At 63.1% G+C, this 21,684-nt stretch carries 22 protein-coding genes; 4 read left to right on the top strand and 18 right to left on the bottom strand.

Annotated features, from left to right (window positions below; all coding sequences use genetic code 11):
• Positions 1-15 precede the first annotated feature (15 nt).
• The 7 genes from raiA to QKE52_RS09545 all read right to left on the bottom strand — a co-directional run bounded on the left by raiA (position 16) and on the right by QKE52_RS09545 (position 6,662).
• Complete coding sequence (gene raiA / locus QKE52_RS09575; RefSeq protein ID WP_046647448.1) at positions 16-654, bottom strand: ribosome-associated translation inhibitor RaiA; 639 nt, start codon at positions 652-654, stop codon at positions 16-18.
• 172 nt (positions 655-826) lie between these two features.
• A complete protein-coding gene (locus tag QKE52_RS09570; RefSeq protein WP_347948677.1) occupies positions 827-1,507 on the bottom strand; it encodes a phosphoribosyltransferase family protein in 681 nt (226 codons plus the stop codon).
• 34 nt (positions 1,508-1,541) lie between these two features.
• Complete coding sequence (gene lpqB, locus QKE52_RS09565) at positions 1,542-3,251, bottom strand: MtrAB system accessory lipoprotein LpqB (RefSeq protein WP_347948676.1); 1,710 nt, start codon at positions 3,249-3,251, stop codon at positions 1,542-1,544.
• Positions 3,248-4,921 (bottom strand): MtrAB system histidine kinase MtrB, encoded by a 1,674-nt coding sequence (mtrB, locus tag QKE52_RS09560; RefSeq protein ID WP_347948697.1) that lies wholly within the window; start codon positions 4,919-4,921, stop codon positions 3,248-3,250. The genes lpqB and mtrB overlap by 4 nt, the downstream gene beginning before the upstream one ends.
• Before the next feature lie 69 nt (positions 4,922-4,990).
• Positions 4,991-5,677, bottom strand: a complete 687-nt coding sequence (gene mtrA / locus QKE52_RS09555) for an MtrAB system response regulator MtrA (RefSeq protein WP_049156075.1) — start codon at positions 5,675-5,677, stop codon at positions 4,991-4,993.
• Between the two features lies 1 nt (position 5,678).
• Complete coding sequence (locus tag QKE52_RS09550; protein WP_347948675.1) at positions 5,679-6,299, bottom strand: dTMP kinase; 621 nt, start codon at positions 6,297-6,299, stop codon at positions 5,679-5,681.
• 9 nt (positions 6,300-6,308) lie between these two features.
• Entirely contained in the window at positions 6,309-6,662 is a 354-nt protein-coding gene (locus tag QKE52_RS09545) for a DUF4259 domain-containing protein (RefSeq protein WP_046647442.1), read from the bottom strand.
• A 330-nt stretch (positions 6,663-6,992) separates the two neighbouring features.
• Between QKE52_RS09545 and QKE52_RS09540 the strand changes: the two genes are divergently transcribed.
• On the top strand, positions 6,993-7,961 hold the full coding sequence (locus QKE52_RS09540; RefSeq protein WP_347948674.1) for a DNA-directed RNA polymerase II: 969 nt from the start codon (positions 6,993-6,995) through the stop codon (positions 7,959-7,961).
• Between the two features lie 30 nt (positions 7,962-7,991).
• Here the strand turns inward: QKE52_RS09540 and manA are convergent, their stop codons facing one another.
• Together manA and QKE52_RS09530 are read right to left on the bottom strand one after the other, a co-directional pair.
• On the bottom strand, positions 7,992-9,239 hold the full coding sequence (manA, locus tag QKE52_RS09535; protein WP_347948673.1) for a mannose-6-phosphate isomerase, class I: 1,248 nt from the start codon (positions 9,237-9,239) through the stop codon (positions 7,992-7,994).
• Between the two features lie 15 nt (positions 9,240-9,254).
• Entirely contained in the window at positions 9,255-10,208 is a 954-nt protein-coding gene (locus QKE52_RS09530) for an exopolyphosphatase (RefSeq protein WP_246818603.1), read from the bottom strand.
• A gap of 29 nt (positions 10,209-10,237) precedes the next feature.
• Here QKE52_RS09530 and cobA point away from each other — a divergent pair, with 29 nt between their 5' ends.
• Complete coding sequence (cobA, locus tag QKE52_RS09525; protein ID WP_070512234.1) at positions 10,238-10,966, top strand: uroporphyrinogen-III C-methyltransferase; 729 nt, start codon at positions 10,238-10,240, stop codon at positions 10,964-10,966.
• A 9-nt stretch (positions 10,967-10,975) separates the two neighbouring features.
• Here cobA and QKE52_RS09520 read toward each other — a convergent pair whose 3' ends face one another.
• The 4 genes from QKE52_RS09520 to QKE52_RS09505 are packed head-to-tail and all read right to left on the bottom strand — an operon-like array spanning position 10,976 to position 14,589.
• Positions 10,976-11,971, bottom strand: coding sequence for a sulfite exporter TauE/SafE family protein (locus tag QKE52_RS09520; RefSeq protein ID WP_070512237.1), 996 nt, complete (start codon positions 11,969-11,971; stop codon positions 10,976-10,978).
• Entirely contained in the window at positions 11,964-12,656 is a 693-nt protein-coding gene (locus tag QKE52_RS09515) for a sirohydrochlorin chelatase (protein WP_347948672.1), read from the bottom strand. The genes QKE52_RS09520 and QKE52_RS09515 overlap by 8 nt, the downstream gene beginning before the upstream one ends.
• An 11-nt stretch (positions 12,657-12,667) precedes the next feature.
• Positions 12,668-12,922, bottom strand: a complete 255-nt coding sequence (locus QKE52_RS09510) for a hypothetical protein (protein ID WP_347948671.1) — start codon at positions 12,920-12,922, stop codon at positions 12,668-12,670.
• Entirely contained in the window at positions 12,919-14,589 is a 1,671-nt protein-coding gene (locus tag QKE52_RS09505; protein ID WP_347948670.1) for a nitrite/sulfite reductase, read from the bottom strand. The genes QKE52_RS09510 and QKE52_RS09505 overlap by 4 nt, the downstream gene beginning before the upstream one ends.
• A gap of 229 nt (positions 14,590-14,818) precedes the next feature.
• On the opposite strand from QKE52_RS09505, the gene QKE52_RS09500 reads away from it, so the two are divergent.
• Positions 14,819-16,171: an FAD-dependent oxidoreductase gene (locus QKE52_RS09500; protein WP_144013122.1), complete on the top strand. Its 1,353-nt coding sequence runs from the start codon at positions 14,819-14,821 to the stop codon at positions 16,169-16,171.
• A gap of 130 nt (positions 16,172-16,301) precedes the next feature.
• Here QKE52_RS09500 and QKE52_RS09495 read toward each other — a convergent pair whose 3' ends face one another.
• Together QKE52_RS09495 and QKE52_RS09490 are read right to left on the bottom strand one after the other, a co-directional pair.
• Positions 16,302-17,669, bottom strand: a complete 1,368-nt coding sequence (locus QKE52_RS09495; protein ID WP_347948669.1) for a phosphomannomutase/phosphoglucomutase — start codon at positions 17,667-17,669, stop codon at positions 16,302-16,304.
• A 48-nt stretch (positions 17,670-17,717) separates the two neighbouring features.
• Positions 17,718-18,161 carry a DUF3499 domain-containing protein gene (locus QKE52_RS09490; protein WP_080975101.1) on the bottom strand — a complete coding sequence of 148 codons (444 nt, stop codon included), beginning with the start codon at positions 18,159-18,161 and terminating at the stop codon, positions 17,718-17,720.
• Between the two features lie 93 nt (positions 18,162-18,254).
• Here QKE52_RS09490 and QKE52_RS09485 point away from each other — a divergent pair, with 93 nt between their 5' ends.
• Entirely contained in the window at positions 18,255-18,725 is a 471-nt protein-coding gene (locus tag QKE52_RS09485; protein ID WP_070512251.1) for a metallopeptidase family protein, read from the top strand.
• A 97-nt stretch (positions 18,726-18,822) separates the two neighbouring features.
• On the opposite strand, the gene QKE52_RS09480 is transcribed toward QKE52_RS09485, so the two are convergent.
• The 3 genes from QKE52_RS09480 to QKE52_RS09470 form a co-directional block, all read right to left on the bottom strand.
• Entirely contained in the window at positions 18,823-19,071 is a 249-nt protein-coding gene (locus QKE52_RS09480) for a WhiB family transcriptional regulator (protein WP_005528147.1), read from the bottom strand.
• 529 nt (positions 19,072-19,600) lie between these two features.
• A complete protein-coding gene (locus QKE52_RS09475) occupies positions 19,601-20,695 on the bottom strand; it encodes an NDP-sugar synthase (RefSeq protein ID WP_158381362.1) in 1,095 nt (364 codons plus the stop codon).
• Between the two features lie 55 nt (positions 20,696-20,750).
• Entirely contained in the window at positions 20,751-21,662 is a 912-nt protein-coding gene (locus QKE52_RS09470) for a glycosyltransferase family 2 protein (protein WP_187357547.1), read from the bottom strand.
• Between the last annotated feature and the right edge of the window lie 22 nt (positions 21,663-21,684).

Here is a 21,684-nt window from a genome sequence, read left to right as displayed (position 1 = left end):
TAGGACGCTTAGCCCTTAAGCGTCCGTCAGGGAGATAAGGCCGTAGTCGAAGGCGTGGCGGCGGTAGACCACGGACGGCTTGTTGTTCTCCTCGTTGATGAAGAGGTAGAAGTCGTGGCCGACCAGCTCCATCTCGCTGAGTGCATCATCCACGGACATCGGGGTAGCCGGGTGCTCCTTGAAGCGCACAACCTGGCCCGGGCGAACGTCCTCGACCGTCTCTGCGTACGGATCGATGTAGCGTTCTTCCTTACCCGGCTTAGCCGCTTCAGCCTCGGCGACCAGCTCGGCAGCAATCTGACCGGTACCCTTCTGAGCGCGGTGGCCGGACTTCACGTTCTCGCGGCGCACCTTTACCTTGCGCAGGGAGCGCTCCATCTTGCCCAGAGCGGTCTCGAGTGCCGCGTAGAACGAATCTTCCTTAGCCTCAGCGCGGGCGATGTGCCCCTTGCCGGTAGCGGTAATCTGCAGGCGCTCTGCCTCAGACTCGCGGCGCGGGTTCGGCTCGTGCTGCAGCTCCACGTGGAAGAAGGTCAGGGTCGGATCGAGGCGCTCGATCTTGGCTAGCTTTTCAGTGACACGTTCCTGGAAGTGCTCCGGAACCTCCACGTTACGACCGGTGATGGTGACCTGAGCGTTGGTCTGCTGGGACATGTAATGCCTCCCTTTACTCGTGGGGACTGAATGACTGCACATTCTGCGGACCTCATTCAAGCCTGTGATTCGGGGCTTAGTGTCCGCTTCCCTGTGACACCCCTCATGCTACCACTGGTCATAACCAACGGGTTTACTGGCCCCCTCTACAGACGCTTGATGTCGCTCCACCCTACGCGTCTGCCAGGGCAATCGCCCCCGCCACGTCACCCCCGACGGCCCACACGCGAGCTGCGCTGGCGCGGAGTGTCGCGCCGGTCGTGATGACGTCGTCGACAAGCAGCACGCTGCGCCCCGCCAACCTACGGGCGGCCGGCAGCAACCGCACGGCACTGCGCATATTGTCTGTGCGCTCCGCGGCGTTGAGCTGCGACTGATCCGCACTGCCTTCGGCCGTCATCAAGGCATTAACCACGTCCCAACCAGGAAGCCGAGCAGACGCCGCCTGGCACAGCGCGGTCACCGGATCACCACCACGCTTGCGGGCCGACGACGCCCGTGTCGGGGCGGGCACCAACAGCGCGGTCTCCGGAATGTCGCCGCGGGCGCGCAGGTAGTCGATGCCAGCGGCAAGCACCGCGCCCAAGTGCGCGCGCACCGCCTGGTGTCCGCGTTCCTTCATCGCGATGATGACCCCGCGGCGGGTATCGGAATACGGTCCGAGCGCCCACGCCGGAAACCCTAATGGCTGCGGACGTTCCACGCGGCGCGGAATCTGGCGCAGGTGGTGCTGGCAGGCAGCGCACAGCACGCCACCCGCAGAGGTCTCACCCCCGCACCCAGCGCACGGGCGCGGCAGGAACAGCTCCATGAGCGCGGCGGTGGCCTCACCTATCCCCCGATGTTTCGGCATGCGCCCAACTCTAGCCTGACTCCTGAGCTGTCCTCTAGCGCGCGATAATCGGAGAGGAACGCACTCCCTGCAGGCCCTCCACCTCGCGCCAATAAGAACGCTCGGATCCGCCCGCGGGAAGTTGCAGCAGCGCATGCGCATCGGTGACATAAAGCGTCGACGGCGAAGAGGCCACCGCGACCACGGGTGCGGTGATATTTCCGGTGGGCAGTGTGGTGGCCGACGATCCGTCTTGCTCGATGCGCCACACCGGCGAGCTCGACGCCGAGGTACCCACAAGCAGGGCCCCGTCTGTCTGCCACTCCACCGACAAAGCAGAGCCGGCCAGCTCTGGGCCCACCTGGTGAACGTTGACGATGCGCCGTTCTCCCGACGTCGCACGGGCAACCACACCGGTATAAATGCTGCCATCGATAATCATGGCGATACGCGCTCCCGTCAGGGACAGCCGGATGACGGAGATTTCGCCCTCCACGTTCTCTAATGCTGAGGTGTCTACCTCCGCGGTGCTCAGCTCGCCCGTGGCTGGCGAGCGTGTCACGCGGACCACGTGCTTGCCGTCGACGACGGTCCACGCCACCTGGCCTCCCACCTCGAAGGTGGGGCGGGCTAAAGTTTCGCCCTTGACCGAATCTTTGAGCTCGTGGCCGAGCTCGCCCATCGCCAGCTGTGACTCCTTCTCAGAGCGCTTGCGTACTGCGGCGACCATGCCCTCATCGGAGACGTCCGCGGACTGGATATCGTGAATCTGCCCGGCCATTCCCTGCACCTCTGTGCTGCCTTCACCTTTAACCTCGAGGAGAGAGCCGTCATTGACCGCGTAGAGCTTAGGCACGGCCTGTGCAGCCACCTCTGGGTTGAACTCGGCAAAGTCATCGATGGTCATCTCCTCCATGCCGTCGACAAGCGGACTGCCATCGATCGTGGCGCGCACTGAGTTCGTGATCTCAGCATTGTTGAGGGTCCAGACCAACTGGGCGGCGAACTTGAGGCGCTCTTCCTGGGTCATTCCTGCCATCCCGCTGAACTCGTAGACGCCATCGTTAATTCCCAAGAAGGTAGCATCCTTGGGGATCAGGGTGGACGTCGCCGGCGCGATATCGGAGGACGGCCCCTGCAGCAAGAGGGTCACCAGCTCCGAGGCGATGGACTCCTTACCCGAATAAAGCCAACGACGGTCCGCCACCAGCAGGCGTTGGGTTGTATCGAAAAAGTACAGCGACTGCGGCCGGTAGCGGTTGCGCAGTTCGGTGCGCTCAATCACAGCACCAGTGGGCAAATCCGTGATGCGCCATTGCCCATTGAACTGGCGCAGTCGGACGGTTGCTTCGATGCGCGAATTATCGGGGACATAAGCCCCGCCATTGGCCAAACGGCCAATAATATTGCCGCGGACCGAGTATTCCAGGTCGCCGTCTTCCATATTGGACGTCACGAGATCGATGGAATCCACCACCAGAACGGTATCCGTGGGGTCCCAGGAATTAGCTATATTCGTCGAAAGGAAGGTGCGGGCGGCGGCGTAGTTACCGGTGGGAATCGCCACCGCCGAATAGAAGTCACGCACGAGGAGATCAGGCTCGCTATCTGTACGCGGTTCGACGACAGCATCGTCTGCCCGGTCATGCGGTTCGAAAGTCCCGATCACTTGCGGATCCGTGTTGTTCGGCAAGGTCGAGCACCCGACGAGGGCTATGAGCGCAACGCAGCTGAACACTGCGAGTGGGCGGCGGGCCGGCATCATCGCTGGGCCTCCTCCTCGAAATCAGGAACGGTGTTGTGATTGAAAGGCGTGTCCACGCCACGGGATTCGCGCTCTGAAGGCCACACGATTCCTGTGTCCGACTCACCTTTAAACACAGGCATGCCCGGCTCCGAGGTCACCTCGAGCGCGGATTGTTCTTCTGCCTCGACCTGCTCCGGGGCGCCCGGCACCTCCAGAGCGATGGGCTCAGACTCAACCGTCTGGCCTGGTGTGCGCGGCAGGATCAGCCGGAAGCGCGAGCCCACGCCGAAGTAGCCAATAGCGTCCAACGTACCGCCGTGCAGCACCGCATCCTCGCGGGCGATGGCAAGGCCCAGACCGGTTCCGCCAGAATGGCGTTTACGGGAAGAATCCGCGCGCCAGAAGCGGTTGAACACCAACTCCTCCTGGCCCTCCTTGAGGCCGACACCGGAGTCGGTGACAGCGATGCCGACGGCGTCCTCCGTCGCCCCGATATCCACGGTGACGGGTTTGCCTTCAGAGTGATCAATGGCGTTCGCGAGCAGGTTGCGCAGGATGCGCTCGACACGCCGTGAATCGCATTCGACGGCCACGGGTTCCTCCGGAACATGCACGATGACCTCCACACCGAGCTCGGCGGCGAGGTGTTCAACCTGGCTCAGTGCGGAGTCTACGCAGGAGCGAATATCGATGGAGGCCGTGGACAGATCCGCCACGCCCGCATCGTGGCGAGAGATCTCCAGCAGATCCGCGAGCAAGTCCTCGAAGCGATCCAGTTCCTTGATAAGCAGCTCCGCCGAGCGCTTGGTATAAGGGTTGAACTCATCCGCGTCCGCCGCGATGACATCCGCCGCCATGCGCACCGTGGTCAGTGGCGTGCGCAACTCGTGGGACACGTCGGAGGTGAACTGCCGTTGGAGATCGCCATACTCCTCCAGTTGGGTGATTTGCTTGGAGAGCTTATCCGCCATGTCGTTGAAGGAAGAGGCAAGGCGGCCCATCTCATCATCCGAGTTGACCACCATGCGCTCACGCAGGTGGCCGGCGGCAAAGCGCTGCGCGATGCGGGAAGCAGAGCGAATCGGCACGATCACCTGCTGGGTAGCCAGCCACGCGATGCCCACGAGGAGGACCACGACGACCACTCCAGCAGCGGAGAGCAGACCGCGCATGAGCGCCATCGTCGATTCCTCAGACTCCATGGAGAGCACGAGGTAGACCTGGGTATTCGGGATATCACTTTCAATGGGGGTGCCCACCATCAGCGCGTTGTAGGCAGCCCCCGATTGCTGATCCACCGTGGCGTACTGCTGCACGACTTGGCCCTGACCGACGAGCTCGCGCATGCCATCGGGGATGCGGTAGCCCTCCGGCGAGGTGGTGGCCGTGCCGTCGGAGTTTTCCACGAGGATAACCGGTTCGTACACGGCCTGGGCATCGGGTTGCTGTGCCGACATCTGCCCCAGTGCGGCGCGTGCGGAGTTGATGCGCACCTGCGTTGAGTTAGCCGTTCCTGTCGCATCAATCTGTTGCTCCACGGCTACGCGGGCGCGGTCAAGCTCTTGCAGCGCGGTGTCCTCTTTCTGGCTCACCAGCTGCTGCGTGAGCACCGACACCAGAGCGTAGGCCAGGATGATCATGACCACCGTGGAGGCCACCAGCATCATGCCCAGCACGCGTGTCTGCAGGGACGTACGCCAGCGCTCGACGATGCCATCCCGGGCTCGCCCTAACCAACCAAAAATAGCGGCAGTCCTTTACTCGGCGGATTTTCCAGTCTTGTACCCCACACCGCGCACGGTGAGGACGATGTGGGGATCCTCCGGATCGTGCTCAATCTTGGCGCGCAAGCGCTGAACGTGCACGTTGACGAGGCGAGTATCCGAGGCATGGCGGTAACCCCAAACGGATTCGAGCAACGCCTCACGGGTGTGGACCTGCCCGGGCTTGCGGGCCATTTCCAAAAGGAGGTCGAACTCCAGCGGGGTCAACGAGATTTCTTCGCCGCCCTTGCGGGTGACGGTGTGCTCGGGAACGTCGATCAGCAGGTCCCCTACCTCGATGACCTCTCCCGAGCCCCCGTCGATCCGGCGCAGGCGCGCACGGATGCGGGCAATGAGTTCCTTGGGCTTGAAGGGCTTGGTGATGTAGTCATCCGCCCCCGATTCGAGGCCGAGGACCACGTCGACGGTGTCCGTCTTCGCCGTGAGCATGACGATGGGCACGGAGGACTCGGTGCGGATGGCACGGCAAATATCGACGCCGTTCATGCCCGGCAGCATGAGATCCAACAGGATCAGATCTGGGTCGTGCTCACGGAAGGCTGGGATGGCCTCGTTACCATCGTTGACGGCAATTGGTTCCAGCCCCTCTGCCTCGAGCACGATGGTGAGCATTTCGGCGATTGCCGGGTCATCATCCACGACCAAGATTTTTGGTGCCACGTTATTGTTCTCCTACAAGCTCCTTGACAGCTTGGATAATCATATCGGCATCCGCGGTGGCGATCCACTGCCCAGCCCACTGCTGCTGCGCTAGACGACGGTAAGCAGCGGCCGTGCGGGCCTGCAGCCCCGCATCCCGCTCATAGCGATCGCGATGGCGCCCCTCATCCTCCGCCGCGCGGGCCACGGCGCGTTGGCCGGCGACTTCGACGTCGGTGTCCAAGAAGATCTGCAACTGTGGAACGGGAAGGCCAAAACGCTCGAATTCGAGCTCGTAGACCCAGTCAACGATGAGCTCCCCGCCCACCCTTGCGGCGGAGTAGGCCGCGTTCGACGCCACGTAGCGATCCAGGATGAGCAAGGAGTCTGCGGATTCGGCGGCAGCGAGCAGCTGTTCCTTAGCACCCCACCGATCTAGGGCAAAGAGCGTGGCCATCCCGTAGGCCGAATCGGTGAGATCTCCCATGTGCCCGTAGAGCGCTTCCTGCGCGAGCTGCGCGTGCACGGAGTCTTCGTAGCGCGGGAAGCTTAAGACCGAGACCTCGCAGTCGAGCTCTTCCCGCAGACGCTGGGTGATGGTGTTCTTTCCCGCACCATCGATTCCTTCAATACTGATCAGCATGCTGGCGTACTAGGAAAGCGCCTCGATGAAGGGCTCGAGGTCGTAGTCCTCCTCGACGCCTTCGAGCAGCTCGAGGGCGTGCTCGTTGAGGTTCTCGCTCCCGGAACCGGCCAGATCACGAATGAATGGGTAGTCCTCAACCACCTCCCCGGCGCTGAACGGGGCGCCCGCCCAAATCGCGGCGATCGTGGCCGCCGCCAGCGCGTTGCGTTGCTCGTCCTCGGTCTGATCCTCACCGGAGACCGCCAGGGCGCAGGCATCATCGACCGCGGCAACGATCTCTTCGTCCTCAAGGTCTGCCAGTTCATCCAAGAAGTCGACGTTGACTTCGTCGGCGAAGATGTCCTCATCCCATGAGCTCATTGTTTCTCCTTCATCTTTACGCGAATAGGGGGTTTATGTTGGGGTCTATTTTCTTGTGTCCACGGTGGGTCAGTGTGGCGTCGTGGGGCGCGCCCACCGCCAAGCCGCTATCTAATCCAATTTCTACCATTCTTTAGGCGCCCTTATGCAAGGCTTCGGCCAATGAGCCCGTTTATTACAGCTGCGCCACAGTTCTCCGTAACGCCGACCTGCCTGCATCGTAGAAAGAATTATGAACAGGGATTATTGCCCAGGCCATTTACTATCCCTATATTCGTGCTATCGTTGTTACCGACTTGTGACCTTTGTGCAGTTAGGAGAGCGCCCCGCATGACGAGCAGTTCACGCCGCATCCTCGCCTTCGTGGCGGCCGGCCTCCTGTGTGCCGTCGCCGTGGGCGTCGCGGTGTGGCGCATGAGCGCACCCGAATCCGTCGTGGCTAAGCCCTCGGCCGCCACCGCGGTGTCCAGCACAGCCACCACGTCCTCATCAGCGACGCACTCCTACACCACCACGGCTTCTCCGACGACCACCCAGTCGAAGGACTCGCACACGCCGGTTGCTGCGCCGGCAGAGGATCCGTACTTAGCGCCGAACGCCGTTGTCAACAACACGGAGCCCGCTGGCCCCACGGCCGTCTACCGCCCGGATAACGTCTCCTCGCTGCAGAACCAGCAACCGCAGGCGACACAGAACGCACAGAACCCGCAGAACCCGCCGGCACCGGTTGCTACCACCCCAGCGACGGCTCCCTCGACTGACCCGTCCACGGCCTCCGAATCCGTGGCACCTGGCTCTACCCCGCAGCACACCGAGCCAACGCCACCGCCGGCCACCCTGGAGCCGCAGACTGCCGCACCGCAGGATTCGGCCCCACAGGAATCCCGCGGGGAACGCGAGCACAACCCCCAGTTGACCGAGCAGCAACCCACCGAGGCCCCTATATCCCCGCAGGGCGAGGACTCCCCTAAGGCTTCTGATTCCTTCATCCCGCAGCCGGCCGGGCTCGCCCAAGAAGCCCCGAAGCCTGAGGCCGAGCCTGACTCCGTTACGGAACACCGTGAGCCGACCGAAGCCGAGCAAAAGCAGTGGGACGAGTCTGCTCAGCACGGCAACGAGGCGCTAGAGGAGCTGGCGCGCGAGTCCGAGGCGCACCGAACCAATGCGGCCCCCACCCCGGCAGCCCCAACGGATGACGTCCCCGCCGCAGAGGAACCGTCCGCAGAAACCCCCACCGCCGTTAAGCCGGGCGAGAAACCCATGGAACCCGCCGCCGAACCGGCAGCGGTGCATCCTTAAAGGTGCACCTCTAAAGGTGCACCTTAAGCTCTAGACGCGAGCGACAAATACCTCCGCGCCTTCGGCCTTCGCGGCACGGATCGTGACGGCTGGGTCGCTGGCTGGAATCCATGCTGCGTGGCCAGCGCTAAAGTCCACGCTCTCCCCCTCGTCGTTGCTCACCGTGGCCGCGCCAGCGGTGCACAGCAGGATCATCGGGCCATCGCTGTCTACCTCGGCGGAGTCCGCACCCGAAAGCTCCACGCGGTCCAGCAAGAATTCCCCAATCGGCACCGGGTAGGCCCACGCCGTGGCGCCCGTAATGCTGCCTGTTGCTTCCTTTTCAGCTGCATCTGCGTGCGCTACTTGCTCCACTCGCGGATCCTCTGCCGCCTGATACGTCAGGACCTTGACCAGTTCAGGGACGTCAACGAACTTCGGGGTCAGGCCGCCGCGCAGCACGTTGTCCGAGTTGGCCATGATCTCCACGCCCAGACCAGACACATAGGCGTGCAGCTGTCCGGCGTCGAGGTAGATCGCCTCACCCGGCTGCAAGACGATGTGGTTCAGCAGCAGCGCGCCCAGCACGCCGATGTCCCCCGGGTACTGCTCGTTGATCTTCGACACGGTCCCCATCACGGTAGACATCCACGGCTCACCGGCTTGGCTTTCGCGCAGGCGCTCGCCCGCGGCTACCACTGCGCTGATAAGCTCCTTGCGCTTAGCGCTGGGGATAGTGATCCACGTGGTAAACAGCGCGCGGAGGCTGTCGCCTTCAGCAGCGGGGTCCGGATCGAGCATGCCTTCGTAGTGCGCGAGCTCCTCGCAGTCCAAAGCCGCGAAGAGGCTGCGGGTCTGCGAGAGGGGGCGGAAGCCCGCCATGGCGTAAAACTCTGTGAGTGCCACGATGAGCTCCGGCTTGTGGTTGTCATCCTTGTAGTTGCGGTTGGCCGCCGTGAGTTCGATACCCTCCGCGTTCTCGCGGGCAAAGCCTTCCTCGGCCTGTTGCTTGGACGGGTGCGCCTGCAGCGACAGCGGCTCGGCGGCAGCCAGGATCTTCAACAGGAAGGGCAGTCCGGCTCCGTACGTTTCCGCTACCCGCTTGCCCAGTTGTCCTTGCGGATCCGCGGCGATGATCTCATCCAGCTTCTCGCCATCCACCGTCGAGGGATCAGCCGGGTGCGCGCCGAACCACAGTTCGGCCACCGGGCTAGGAGCTTCCGGCTCGCCGAGTAGCGTGGGGATCAGCGTGCGCGAACCCCACGAGTAGTTGCGGGCAGCGCTGGTGAGCAACTTCATTGACTTCCTCTGTTTCTATTTCACGTCGTAGGCGGTCGCGGCATAACTGCGCGTAATCAGCTGCAGCGCGCGGGCCAATTCCCCACAGGAGGTATCGGCGCTCGCTGCTGCGAAAGAGTGGGGAAGGTTCGCCTCTTCCTGTCCCCATAAAACAACTCTCAAGGGTACCAAAGGCTCTTCCGCTTCAAACGGGTCATAGAAGATGTCAGTCTGGTCTGTCTGCAGAATCGGCCCTAAGCCTTCCGCGTCAACAACGGTCCCTCCCAGCCCGTGGGCTGCCCACAGCTCACCGGCCATGCGGGCAACAAGCGCGTCGAGGTGCACGCGCGTGCGCTCTTCTGACAGCGCATAGGGATCAGGCCCGCTGCTGTGGATGACCCGGCCGCCCTCTACGAACTCACGCAACGCGCGCCCAGGATTCGTCGTGGAGTCACGTTGCGGGGATAGTGCTTCCAGCTCACGGTCCACGGCATCGGCGACGTCCTCCACGCGACGAGAAACGAGAACTGGGTCTTCGCTCAGCACCGCGTACACCGCATGCACAGCTGTAATCACGCGCACCGGGGAAATCCCTTCGGCGGTGGGCAAAGTGTCTATGACGATGGCGTCTTCGGGTGCGTCCTCGATCTCGTTGAGGAGAATGGTCGTGGAACCCCGGCGCGCAGCGGTATGCAGCGCGCGCTCCGCCCATGGGCTATCTCCCGCCACCACCACGACGTCGAGGGCACCAGTAAAGCGCGGCAGCGATTCGCTAACCATGATGGGGACTTCAGCGGGCTCAGCTAGGCCCACAGCAACGTGAGCGGCAGCGCGGGAAACTTGGTCGGCGGCAAGGATGACGAGGCTTCGCGGACGGAGTCCGCCCAGCACGCGAGCAAGCTCCGGCACGGATGCAGCCACCACGCGCGCTTGGGCGCCTTCGTGGGCGATGTCAAAGAAGCCCACGGTTTCGGGGTCATAGGAAGTCATAGGCCCGAGCATAGCTAGGATGAGTGGCCATGAGCATTCATCCGGTAGTCCTTGTTGGCGGCGGCCCTGGCGCGTGGGATCTCATCACCGTGCGCGGCATGCGAGCACTGCAGGAAGCCGATGTCGTCGTGGCCGATCACCTCGGCCCCACCGCCCAGCTAGATAAGCTGTGCGATATTAATGCCAAGGAGCTTATCGACGTCTCCAAGATCCCCTACCGCGCCCAAGTGGCCCAGGAGCGTATCAACGAGATTCTGGTTGAGAACGCCCGCCAGGGGCGCCGCGTGGTCCGCCTCAAAGGCGGGGACCCGTATGTGTTTGGGCGTGGCTTCGAGGAGCTCACGGCGCTTACCGAAGCGGGTATCCCGGTGGAGGTCGTCCCCGGGGTGACCTCGGCGGTCGCGGTGCCCGCCCTGGCGGGCACTCCGGTGACGCACCGCGGCGTCGTTCATGCCTTCACTGTGGTCTCCGGGCACCTGCCGCCCGGCCACCCCAAGTCCTTGGTGGATTGGGCAGCACTGGCGCAGTCCGGGGCTACCTTGTCCGTCATCATGGGCGTCAAAAACGCGGCCGCCATCGCCGCTGCGCTGATCGACGCCTCCCTCTCCCCCCACACCCCCGTGCGCATCATCCAGGAAGGCTCCCTCGATGGCGAGCGGGCCTTCAGCTGCGAGCTCGCGGAGCTGGGGGCCACCATGGAGGAGCACTCGGTGGCTCCCCCGGCGGTCATCGTCATCGGTGAGGTTGCTGGGCTCTAGCCCCGAGTTCTACTCAACTCCGACGCGCTCTTCCTCCGATTCCGCGGAGCTGCCTGCATGGGCGCCCTCGCGGCCAGTTGGCTCCGTCGTTTCAACGACACGACTGCCACCGCGTTGCTGCGAAGCAGCATCCCCCTCCGAGCTCTGTGCAGACCGGGCCCGGCGCTGGTTCGCCCAGACCGTGAGAGCAACACCGAGGACCAGCGCAGCGACCTGCAGAAGAAGGATCTGCTGATGCGCCAGCGCCCACCCTAGGGCCTTCGGAATGTTGAGCGTCACGATAGCCGTGCCCACGAAGCCTCCAAGGAGCGTGGGGTTGATGCGGGAGATGAGCCAGGCTGCAATCGGTGCGGTGATCATCCCGCCGATAAGCAACGCTACAACCGCGGCGGCGTTAGCTACGATCTCCTCCCAGAGGCCAACGATGAAGCCCGCCGTGGCGCCAAAAGTGACGAGGAATTCTGCGGTGTTGACGGTGCCGACGATGCGCCGCGGCTGCTCGCGGCCGACCGCCATGAGCGTCGAGGTGGAAATCGGGCCCCAGCCACCGCCGCCCGAAGCATCGACGAAGCCTCCCACCACGCCGAGCCCCGCGAGAAAAGGAGTGGAGTGCTGTCGGGTCTCCTGCGATGTACTGATCCGTGGGCGTGAGAAGCGCCAGACTAGGTTGATGCCGAGGACCACGAGAATAGCGGAGGTCACGGGCGCGGCAGCCTCGAGCGAGAGGTTAGACAGAACCGTCGCTCCAATGAAGGCCGACAAACCTCCCGGCACGCCGAGCTTGAGCACCGTGGGCCAATGCACGTTGCCAAAACGCCAGTGGCTGATTCCCGAGACCAAGGTGGTGCCTAGCTCCGAGGTATGCACCACGGCGGAGGCCGTCGCCGGTCCCAAACCCGCCAGCAGCAGGATGGTGGTGGAAGTGACGCCGAAGCCCATGCCGATGCCGCCGTCGACAAGCTGCGCGGCGGCACCCGCAATCGCGATGAGGATGAGGCTACGCATGGGCCACCTCCGCATAACGGTGGGAAACAATGCCGGCGAGTGCCTCACCCAGCGGAGGGAGAACCTGCCGGGACTCCCCGCCCCTGTGCCCTGCATCCTCGTCGAGGCGATCTAAGAGCAGTCCCGGGCTCACAAAGAGTGGCACGACGACCTCCTGATTGCCATCTGAACCAACGGGCTCGCGCTCACCACGCGTGGCATAGGCAACCTTCGCTGTGCAGCCGGTGAGCTCACCGACGCGTCGTGCTAGATCCGCGACGTCAGCGTTGGCACGCTCATCGGAGGAGCCGACAGAATAGAGCACAACGGTATCTGTCCCCTCGGGAACGCGCTTAGCCAACAGACGCGCCATGTCCTCGCCGGTACCGAGGCCACGGGCTTGATGAAGGCGCACTCCGGACGCCGCAGAGGCCTGAGCCAAAGCGGCAGGAACGTCGATGCGTTGGTGGTAGCCCTCGGTAAAGAGCAAAGGCACAACGACCGCCTCGCGTACCCCTTGCGCTGCTAGGCTGCGCGCCGCCTCATCGAGCGGCGGGTCATTGAATTCCAAGTGTGCGGCGGTAGCCGGCGCACCGGCTAGCTCGCCAGCGGCGTGGGTCAGAGCCATAACGTTCGCTGCGGCCTCGGGGTGGCGTGAGCCGTGTGACAGGGTTAGTAAAGCAGTGGTAGCGGTCGGGGCGGTCATGGTGTGTTTCCTTAAGTGTGAGCTTTCGCGGTGGAGTGGCCGCGGCGAGCGAGAGAGCGCTGCAGCGCCTCCGCGGAGGAGACCGCCGGCGCGGGCGCTACTGGGGCATCGTCCTGGCCGTGGAAGCGTACGGAAAAGATGCGGAGGCACTCCTCGCACTTCCAGGCAAAATCATCTTCCTCATCGGGAAATAGGTTTGTCCCGGCACAGTAGGGGCAGTACGCCGGATGGTTGCGGTTGGGGTTGGGCTTGCGGCGGAAATTCATTGCAAGTCCTCCTCGTCCGCGCGCAGCACCCAGTGGCGGAACTGCTCGCCGTCCTCGCGCTGCTCCTTGTATTTATTGACCAAGCGGATGACATAGTCGGGGACTTCATCGGCCACCACCTTGTGCCCGCGCAGCTTGCGCCCCCAGTCCGGGGACAGGCCGAGAGCACCGCCTAGGTGGACCTGGAAACCTTCGACGCGATTGCCGTCGGCATCGGTCACGATCTGTCCTTTAAGTCCGATGTCCGATACCTGCGAGCGCGCGCAGGCATTGGGGCAGCCGTTGAGGGCGATGGACAGCGGCACGTCGAGGTCACCGAGGGTATCTTCCAGGATGTCGACGAGCTCGATGGCGCGGGCCTTGGTGGTCACGTGGGCGAGCTTACAAAATTCCAGGCCGGTGCAGGAGATGACGCCGCGGCGGAACTCCGAGGGCTGGGAGTACAGGCCCGTCTCATCCAAGGCGCGGGACAAGGCGGGGATGTCCTCTTCCTCGACGTCGAGGAAGAGAAGCTCCTTCATCGGGGTCGTGCGGATGCGGTTGATTCCGAATTTCTCGGCCACGTCGGCGATGGCGATGAGCTGCTCACCGGTGGCATGCCCCACGGTGGGCTTGACGCCCACGTAGAACTTGCCGTCCCGCTGGCGGTGCACGCCGAGGTGGTCGCGGTCGCCAGGGGCGATGGGGAGCGGGAGGCCGTCGAAAAGCGGCGCGTCCAGATACTCCTCTTCTAGGACCCTGCGGAACTTCTCAATGCCCCACTGCGCCACGAGGAACTTCAGGCGCGCGCGGTTGCGGTTGCGGCGGAAGCCATAATCGCGGAAGATGCGCGCGACACCGGCCCACACCTCCGGGACACGCTCAAGCGGAATCCATGCCCCGAGGGATTGCGAGAGCATCGGGTTGGTGGACAGGCCTCCGCCCACGAAGCAGTCGAAGCCCGGCCCGTACTCAAGGTGCTCGGTGCCAACAAAAGCGATGTCCTGGATTTCGTGCGTCACGTCCTGCCGGGAGTTGCCAGAAATAGCGGTCTTAAACTTGCGTGGGAGGTTGTGGAACTCCTCGCGCGGGAGGTAGTCATTCTTGATCTCCTCGATGGCCGGGGTGGCGTCGATAATTTCGTCAGCAGCCACTCCCGCTACCGGTGAGCCCAGGATGACACGGGGGACGTCGCCGCAGCCCAGCAAGGTATCCAAACCAACAGAGCGCAGTTTCTCCCAAATGGCGGGGACATCCTCAATCTGGATCCAGTGCAGCTGGATGTTCTGGCGGTCCGTAAAGTCCGCGGTGGAGCGCGCATAGTCGCGCGAAATCTCTCCTACGGCGCGCAACTTGGCGGGATCGGCGCGGCCGCCGTCGAAGCGCACGCGCATCATGAAGTATTCATCCTGCAGCTCGGTGTTGCTGAGCTTGGAGGTCATCTCCCCGCCCAGGTTCTGGTTGCGCTGGGTGTACAGGCCCAACCACTTGAAACGGGGAGCGAGATCCTCGGCGGGGATGGAAGAAAACCCCTGCTTGGAATAGATATCGATAACGCGCTGGCGCACGGCGAGGGCGTCGTCAGCCTGCTTGATCTCCTCGTCGGAGTTCAGCGGGGCGGTGCCATCGATCTTCCACTGGCCTTCCGGCTTCTTCGCGCGGGGTGGTCGCTTCGTCGCGGTGGTCATGTTTGCTGCCTTTCGTCGGATAGTGAAAACCTACCGGTCTAGACAAAACAGACAAAGCGGTCTTTTTTATTTTCTTCCGAATATGCAAAGCACGCTGGGTTTATGCCACAATGTTCTCCGAATGTAATTAGGCCTAGTTGCCCTACAGCAGACAAGCCGGTTCAATGAAACCCACGCTTGTTTTAAACCTAAGCTTTCGTTAGTTACCACAACATTCCGAAAGGCCATCATGACCCAGCAGCCCCTGAAAGTAGCCGTCATCGGCGCCGGCCCAGCCGGCATCTACGCCTCCGACATCCTGGTGAAGAAGACCGGCGGCAACGTTCAGATCGATCTCATCGAGCAGATGCCCGCCCCCTTCGGGCTCATCCGCTACGGCGTGGCTCCGGACCACCCGCGCATTAAGGGAATCATCAACTCCCTGCACCGCGTGCTCGACACCGAGCAGATTCGCCTCCTTTCTAACATCAACGTGGGCCGCGATGTCACCGTGTCCGAGCTCGAGGAGTACTACGACGCCATCGTCTTCGCCACCGGCGCAGTCGGCGACTTGGGTATGAACATCCCGGGCTCCGATCTAGAAGGCATCCACGGTGCGGGCGAGTTCGTCGGCTTCTACGACGGCAACCCGCGCTTTGAGCGCTCCTGGGATCTCTCCGCCACTGACGTCGCGGTGATCGGCGTGGGCAACGTCGGGCTCGACGTTGCCCGCATCCTGGCCAAGACCGGCGATGAACTCAAGGAATCCACCGAGATTCCCGACAACGTCTACGAGTCCCTGGCCAAGAACCAGGCCACCACCGTCCGCGTCTTCGGCCGCCGCGGCCCGGCTCAGGCCAAGTTCACCCCGCTGGAGCTCAAGGAGCTCGACCACTCCCCGACCATCAACGTGGTGGTGGACCCGGAGGATATCGACTACGACGAAGCCTCCCTCAAGGCCCGCGAAGAGGCCAAGTCCTGCGACCTGGTGTGCCAGACCCTGGAAGGCTACGCCATCCGCGAGCCGAAGGACGCCCCGCACACCCTGCAGATCCACCTCTTCGAGCAGCCGGTGGAGTTCATCGGCGAAAACGGCAAGGTGACTGCCGTGAAGACCGAGCGCACCGCCCTCAACGGCGATGGTTCCGTCTCCGGCACCGGCAAGTTCACCGAGTGGCCGGCTCAGGCCGTCTACCTGGCTGTGGGCTACCGCTCCGATGCCATTGAGGGTGTTCCCTTCAACGAGCAGAAGAACGTCATCAACAACGACGGCGGCCACGTGGTTGACCTCGACGGTGAGGTCGTTCCGGGCCTGTACACCACCGGCTGGATCAAGCGCGGCCCGGTGGGGCTTATCGGCAACACCAAGTCCGATGCCACCGAGACCATCGGCATGCTGCTTGCCGACGCCGAAGCAGGCAACCTCTCCCACTCCCGTGACGAGGACATCGTCGAGCTCTTCGAGTCCAAGGGGCTGGAGCACCTGACCTGGGAGGGCTGGAAGAAGCTCGACGCCGCCGAGCGCGCCCTGGGTGAGGCCGAGGGCCGCGAGCGCAAGAAGTTCGTCGAGTGGGAAGAGATGGTCAACCACTCGCGCGGCTAGTCCGGCTCGACCCAAATTAAAACTGCCCTATCTGACGAAGTTATCGCTCCCGCCGCAATGAACGCGGGGAAAATCGTCAGATAGGGCAGTTTTTCTTCAAGGATTTAGTGTGAAGGCACGTGCCTTCACACTAGGCGCGGATGATGGCGAGCACCTCGTCGACGATGGTCTGCACCTCGTCAGCGGTCTTGGCCTCAACGTTGAGGCGCAGCAGCGGCTCGGTGTTGGAGGCGCGGACGTTGAACCAGGCGTCAGTGCCCTTCAGCTGTACGGTCACGCCATCGAGCTCGTCGACGGACTCAATCTTGTCCGCCAGCTCATCCAGCACGCGCTGGGTCGTAGCCTTCTGATCCTCCACGGTGGAGTTAATCTCACCCGAGGCCTCGTAACGCGAGTACTGCGCCATCAGTTCGCTCAACGGCTTGTCCTGCTCACCCAGGGCCGCCAATACGTGCATGGCCGCGAGCATGCCGGAGTCCGCATTCCAGAACTCCTGGAAGTAGTAGTGAGCGGAGTGCTCGCCACCAAAGACCGCCTTTTCCTTGGCCATCTGGGCCTTGATGAAGGAGTGGCCCACGCGGGTGCGCACGGCCTTGCCGCCCTTCTCAGCGATGAGCTCCGGAACCGTCTTCGAAGTAATCAGGTTATGGATGACGGTGGCACCGGGGAACTTGTCCAGGTAGCGCTCCGCCACCAGCGCACAGATGGCAGAAGGCGGCACCGGCTGGCCCTTCTCATCCACCACGAAGCAGCGGTCGGCATCACCGTCGAAAGCAAGGCCGATGTCCGCCTTCTGCTCAACGGTGAACTTCTGCAGGTCCACCAGATTCTTCGGATCCAGCGGGTTCGCCTCGTGGTTGGGGAAGGTGCCGTCCAGCTCAAAGTAGAGGTCACGCACGTCGAAAGGCAGGCCTTCAAAGACCGCCGGGACGGTGTGGCCGCCCATGCCGTTCGCGGCATCCACTGCGACGACGAGCGGGCGAGAATTCTCCAACGGCACCAAGCCGCGCAGGAAGGCGGCATAATCACCGAGCACCTCGCGCTCAGTCACGGTGCCTGGCTCGCCGTCGAAGGCCGGGGTGCCGTCGATCAGCATGTCCTTAATCTGCTCCAGGCCGGTCTCCTGGCCCACCGGAACAGCACCCGCGCGACACAGCTTGATGCCGTTGTACTTAGCTGGGTTGTGGGAGGCGGTGAACATTGCGCCCGCGCAATTGAGGTGGCCGGCGGCGAAGTACAGCTCATCAGTCGATGTCAGGCCGAGCTGGATGACATTGAGGCCCTGCGCGGCAGCGCCCTCCGCAAAAGCGGCGGCCAGCTGCGGGGAGGACGGACGCATATCGTGGCCCACCGCCACGGTGGTCTCCCCTTCCCCGCGGAGAATGGCGGCAAAGGCCGCACCAGTATCACGCACGAGGCTGTCATCGATGTCCTCGCCCACGACGCCACGGACGTCATAGGCCTTGATCACTGCATTGAGCTGTTCACGAGTTCGCATAGCCCACAAGCATACCCCGGTCGGACGCGGTGATCCGCGTCCGACGGGCTACTCGGCGTCCGGCACCACCGTCAGGTGTGCGCGGCGGCGCTGGCGGGCGTCGTGGACGCGGCGTGTACGGAACACAGGGTGATTCGAGTTCCGCGGATCGGCGCCGTCGAAGGTAGCGGAGTAGTCAATGGGATCGGCACCGGAGCCGGCTGTGGAATCATCCACCAAGCCAGTGGTCACTCGCCCGGCCTCCCGGACGGCTTCGGCGAGCGCTGTGAGGTCATCATCCTCATCAAGCTCGATGCGATCAACACGCACCATCTCCCAACCTTGCGGGGCGGTGATGCGGGCGCTGTGCTTTTCGCACAGGTCCCAAGCGTGGGGATCGGTTTCTTCGGAGAGCGGACCCACGACGGCGGTTTGCTGCGCGTAGGCATAGGTCAACGTCGCCACGGCGGGACGGCCGCAGCCGGGGCGGGAGCAATGGCGAGAGCTAGTCACGCGCCCAAGTCTAAACCCTAACTTGAGATTTAGATAGTCCAACGCGGCGCGCCTCGCCACAACCCTCCTTCAGCCCGGCCTAAACTAAGCCGCATGAGCACGCCCCGCCCGCATATCCGCCCGGCCCGCCACCGCCACGGCCGCGGTGCACGAGGGCCGCTGCTGCCACACAACACGCCGCGCTATCGCAGCAGCGCCGAGCGCTTCGATATGGCGGTGCTCGAGGCCTACGCCCCCATCCATAACGCTTTTGCTGAACAGCTCACCGGACTCGACCTTGCCGTTGATACCGTGCCCCGGATGCGCCTGTCGGTAGACATGACGGTCATGCCGGATGAGATCATCGCCGACGGCCCCGTTCCACTAGGGCGCATCGTGCCTGCGGGCGTGGATTCCGCCGGTCAGCCTACGCGCGCCCGCCTGGTCATTTTCCGCATGCCCATTGAGGAGCGCGTGCAGTCGGCACAGGAGCGCGAGGAACTGCTATCGACCGTGCTTACCGCACTAGTGGCCAATTACCTGAACGTCGATCCCGGAGACATCGATCCGCGCTTTACCTGGTAAACCACTCCTGAAAACCCGTCGCTCCCCCTCACCGCTGGGTCTGAGGGCCCAAACGATAAGGGGGAGCGATGACGCTGCACTACTAGATCCGCTGCGCTTAACCGATCTCACGCTTTAATCGGCGGCGCTCACGGTCTGACAAGCCGCCCCAAATTCCAAAACGCTCATCGTGCTCCAAGGCATATTCGAGGCATTCATCCCGCACTGCACAGGCCTGGCAAATACGCTTAGCCTCGCGCGTCGATCCTCCCTTTTCCGGGAAGAAGGCTTCCGGGTCCGTCTGGGCGCACAGCGCCTGGTCTTGCCACTCCTGCTCGACGGCACCAAAGAGTTCATCGAGCGACATCTCTGCAGCAGCACCGCCACGGAGAATAGCGCTGTTATTCGTTGTATTGTCCACGCCGCTTCCTTTCTCCGAGGTCGTTTCTCTCTTGATTCAGTGGCACCGACCCTACACCGAAACAATTTCTCGGTGCCGCGCCCGCCGTGCCGTTGATTACACTGATGTCATTTCACACCGGATCACTAAATATCGTCAACCTGTCGCGGAAGATTTTTGTTGGGCTCCAGCGAAAACGCTGTACAGCATCCCCAACTTTCACATCAGTCACAGATCTCCTAGTTAAGGGGTGATCATCGGGGGTACTACATGTAGTGGCCACCCCCGACCCTGTGAACAATTCCAAGGTTTCTTCGGCGTGTCGCCACCCAGTCGGGCAAAACACATGGATCTCATTCGCACCATAAAAACCATGCGTCACGGCATGAAAAGAGGCGCCGGGAAGATAACTTCCCAGCGCCAAGACCTGTGCCTATCCCCTGGCTATGCCTCAGCTAGCTACGCCTCAGCACTGTGTGCTGAGGCGCCGAGCAGCTTAAGCATCCGAACTAAATCGCACGCCGGCGTCCGGAATGCTCACACCTGGGAAGACGCGCATGCCGCCCTGCAGCTCGCAACGCGCGCCGATGGTGGCACCTTCGCCGATGACACAGTTGTCGATGTGCGCGTTGGCGCCAATGTGCGCGCCCGAGGCAATGATGGAGTTGTTAATGATGGCGCCCGGCTCGATAGTGACGCCATCGAAGACCACTGTGCCGTCCAAGCGGCAGCCCGCCCCAATCACGGAACCGCGGCCCACGGCCGTTCCGGACAGCAGCAGTACGCCACCGGCGATACCCGCGGACTCATCCACGACAGACTCACCCGTGCGCCCCACCAGCAACGGCGAATGCGCGATACCGCGCACCAAGTCGGAGGAGCCACGGACGAAATCATCCGGGCGGCCCATATCGCGCCAGTAGGAGTTATCCACGTGGCCTACCACCAGGCGGCCGGACTCCAGCAGCTGCGGGAAGGTCTCGCGCTCCACGGAGACCACGCGGCCCGCCGGAATCGTCTCGATGATGTCCTTCTTGAACACGTAGCAACCGGCGTTGATCTGATTCGTCGGCGGATCCTCGGTCTTTTCCAAGAAGGCCGTTACTCGGCCCTCGGAATCGGTAGGAACGCAGCCAAAGGCACGGGGATCAGCGACGTTGAGCAGGTGCATCGTCACGTCGGCGTCCTTGGAATGATGCGTATCGAGGATGCCGTTGAGATCCATGCCGGACAAAACGTCGCCGTTGAACACCATGACCGTGTCCTGGCGCAGCTTGTCATAGACGTTTCGGATACCGCCGCCGGTACCCAGCGCGGTCTCCTCAACCACGTACTCAATTTCCAGGCCCAGATCGGAGCCATCCCCGAAGTACTCCTCAAAGACCTCCGCCTTATAAGAAGTGGAGAGCACCACGTGCTCAATCCCGGCTTCCTTGATACGGGCGAGCAGGTGCTGGAGGAATGGGTAGTTGGCCGTGGGCAACATCGGCTTCGGCGTGCCAATCGTCAGCGGGCGCAGGCGGGTGCCGCGACCTCCCACCAGAATGACGGCATCGGCCGTCGATCCCCACTGGGGCGCTGATTCAGTCATATCGTTCCTTAATCTCTTTCAGATAAGTCACCGTTAGTGTATAGGCGCGCCTGACTCAGGAGCCGTCGCGGCACGCGCTTAAAATCAGCCCGCGCACCCGCAGCCCCAACCACAAGGCTGCGCGCAGCGGCGCCTGGTACCAGTGCGGGTGCCTATCCGCTTGGAAGCGGTAAGCCGAATCGTGGTGGGCGCGCAGCATCGCGCCACGATGCGCTTTCGTCGAGTGACCCTTAGCGTGGGTAATCACCGCCGTCGGGCACAGGATGTTGCGCCAGCCGGCGCGAGTGAAGCGGTCCCCTAAGTCCACGTCCTCCAAATACATGAAGTAGCGCTCATCAAAGCCACCAATCTGCTCGAAGGCCTCCCACCGCACCAGAAGGCAGGATCCGGAGAGCCAACCTGCCGGGCGCTCGCTGTCCATATCGGCGTCATCGCGATAGGCGCGCGACCACGGATTGGACGGCCAAATAGTTCCGAACAGCGCGTGGCCGATACCCGTGAGCAGCGTCGGTACGGCGCGCGCCGAGGGGTAGTTGCTACCATCCGGCTCCACGATGCGCGGGCCTACCGCCGCGGCATCCGGGTGGCGGCGCGCGCACGCAATCAGCTCATCGAGGGAACCCTCGCTGAAGGTCACATCCGGGTTGGCGATGAGGAAGAACTCGTCATCGACGCCGTGCGCACGGGCGAAGCGTGCGCCGGCATTCATTCCAGCGCCGTAGCCGATGTTTCCTCCAGTATCGAGGAATTCCACGTCCTCATGCTCCCGCGCGGCGGCTTCCGGCACCCCATCGGTTGAGCCATTGTCGGCGAGGACGGTGAGGGTAGGAAGGGACGTCGCCAAGCGCAGCGACTCCAGGAAGTCGCTGAGGTAGCGGCCAGGCGAAAAAGTCACCGTGACCACGGCCAGGGGTTTCTGTAAATTCTTCACGATGCTCTTGAGAGTACCCAACGCCGGTGTGCGCACGCGCCCGCGACACTGCTTCACG

This window comes from Corynebacterium sp. c25Ua_47, assembly GCF_039907205.1.
Taxonomy (GTDB): Bacteria; Actinomycetota; Actinomycetes; order Mycobacteriales; family Mycobacteriaceae; genus Corynebacterium; species Corynebacterium hiratae.
The sequence above is the reverse complement of the archived record's forward strand: the minus strand, read 5'-3'. Positions and strand labels throughout refer to the sequence as shown.

Excerpts from the sequence above, each read along its gene's own strand:
- raiA (WP_046647448.1), bottom strand. The coding sequence starts at position 654 with ATGTCCCAGCAGACCAACGCTCAGGTCACCATCACCGGTCGTAACGTG.
- QKE52_RS09570 (WP_347948677.1), bottom strand. The coding sequence starts at position 1,507 with ATGCCGAAACATCGGGGGATAGGTGAGGCCACCGCCGCGCTCATGGAG.
- lpqB (WP_347948676.1), bottom strand. The coding sequence starts at position 3,251 with ATGATGCCGGCCCGCCGCCCACTCGCAGTGTTCAGCTGCGTTGCGCTC.
- QKE52_RS09550 (WP_347948675.1), bottom strand. The coding sequence starts at position 6,299 with ATGCTGATCAGTATTGAAGGAATCGATGGTGCGGGAAAGAACACCATC.
- QKE52_RS09545 (WP_046647442.1), bottom strand. The coding sequence starts at position 6,662 with ATGAGCTCATGGGATGAGGACATCTTCGCCGACGAAGTCAACGTCGAC.
- QKE52_RS09540 (WP_347948674.1), top strand. The coding sequence starts at position 6,993 with ATGACGAGCAGTTCACGCCGCATCCTCGCCTTCGTGGCGGCCGGCCTC.
- manA (WP_347948673.1), bottom strand. The coding sequence starts at position 9,239 with ATGAAGTTGCTCACCAGCGCTGCCCGCAACTACTCGTGGGGTTCGCGC.
- QKE52_RS09530 (WP_246818603.1), bottom strand. The coding sequence starts at position 10,208 with ATGACTTCCTATGACCCCGAAACCGTGGGCTTCTTTGACATCGCCCAC.
- cobA (WP_070512234.1), top strand. The coding sequence starts at position 10,238 with ATGAGCATTCATCCGGTAGTCCTTGTTGGCGGCGGCCCTGGCGCGTGG.
- QKE52_RS09520 (WP_070512237.1), bottom strand. The coding sequence starts at position 11,971 with ATGCGTAGCCTCATCCTCATCGCGATTGCGGGTGCCGCCGCGCAGCTT.
- QKE52_RS09515 (WP_347948672.1), bottom strand. The coding sequence starts at position 12,656 with ATGACCGCCCCGACCGCTACCACTGCTTTACTAACCCTGTCACACGGC.
- QKE52_RS09510 (WP_347948671.1), bottom strand. The coding sequence starts at position 12,922 with ATGAATTTCCGCCGCAAGCCCAACCCCAACCGCAACCATCCGGCGTAC.
- QKE52_RS09505 (WP_347948670.1), bottom strand. The coding sequence starts at position 14,589 with ATGACCACCGCGACGAAGCGACCACCCCGCGCGAAGAAGCCGGAAGGC.
- QKE52_RS09500 (WP_144013122.1), top strand. The coding sequence starts at position 14,819 with ATGACCCAGCAGCCCCTGAAAGTAGCCGTCATCGGCGCCGGCCCAGCC.
- QKE52_RS09495 (WP_347948669.1), bottom strand. The coding sequence starts at position 17,669 with ATGCGAACTCGTGAACAGCTCAATGCAGTGATCAAGGCCTATGACGTC.
- QKE52_RS09485 (WP_070512251.1), top strand. The coding sequence starts at position 18,255 with ATGAGCACGCCCCGCCCGCATATCCGCCCGGCCCGCCACCGCCACGGC.
- QKE52_RS09480 (WP_005528147.1), bottom strand. The coding sequence starts at position 19,071 with ATGTCGCTCGATGAACTCTTTGGTGCCGTCGAGCAGGAGTGGCAAGAC.
- QKE52_RS09475 (WP_158381362.1), bottom strand. The coding sequence starts at position 20,695 with ATGACTGAATCAGCGCCCCAGTGGGGATCGACGGCCGATGCCGTCATT.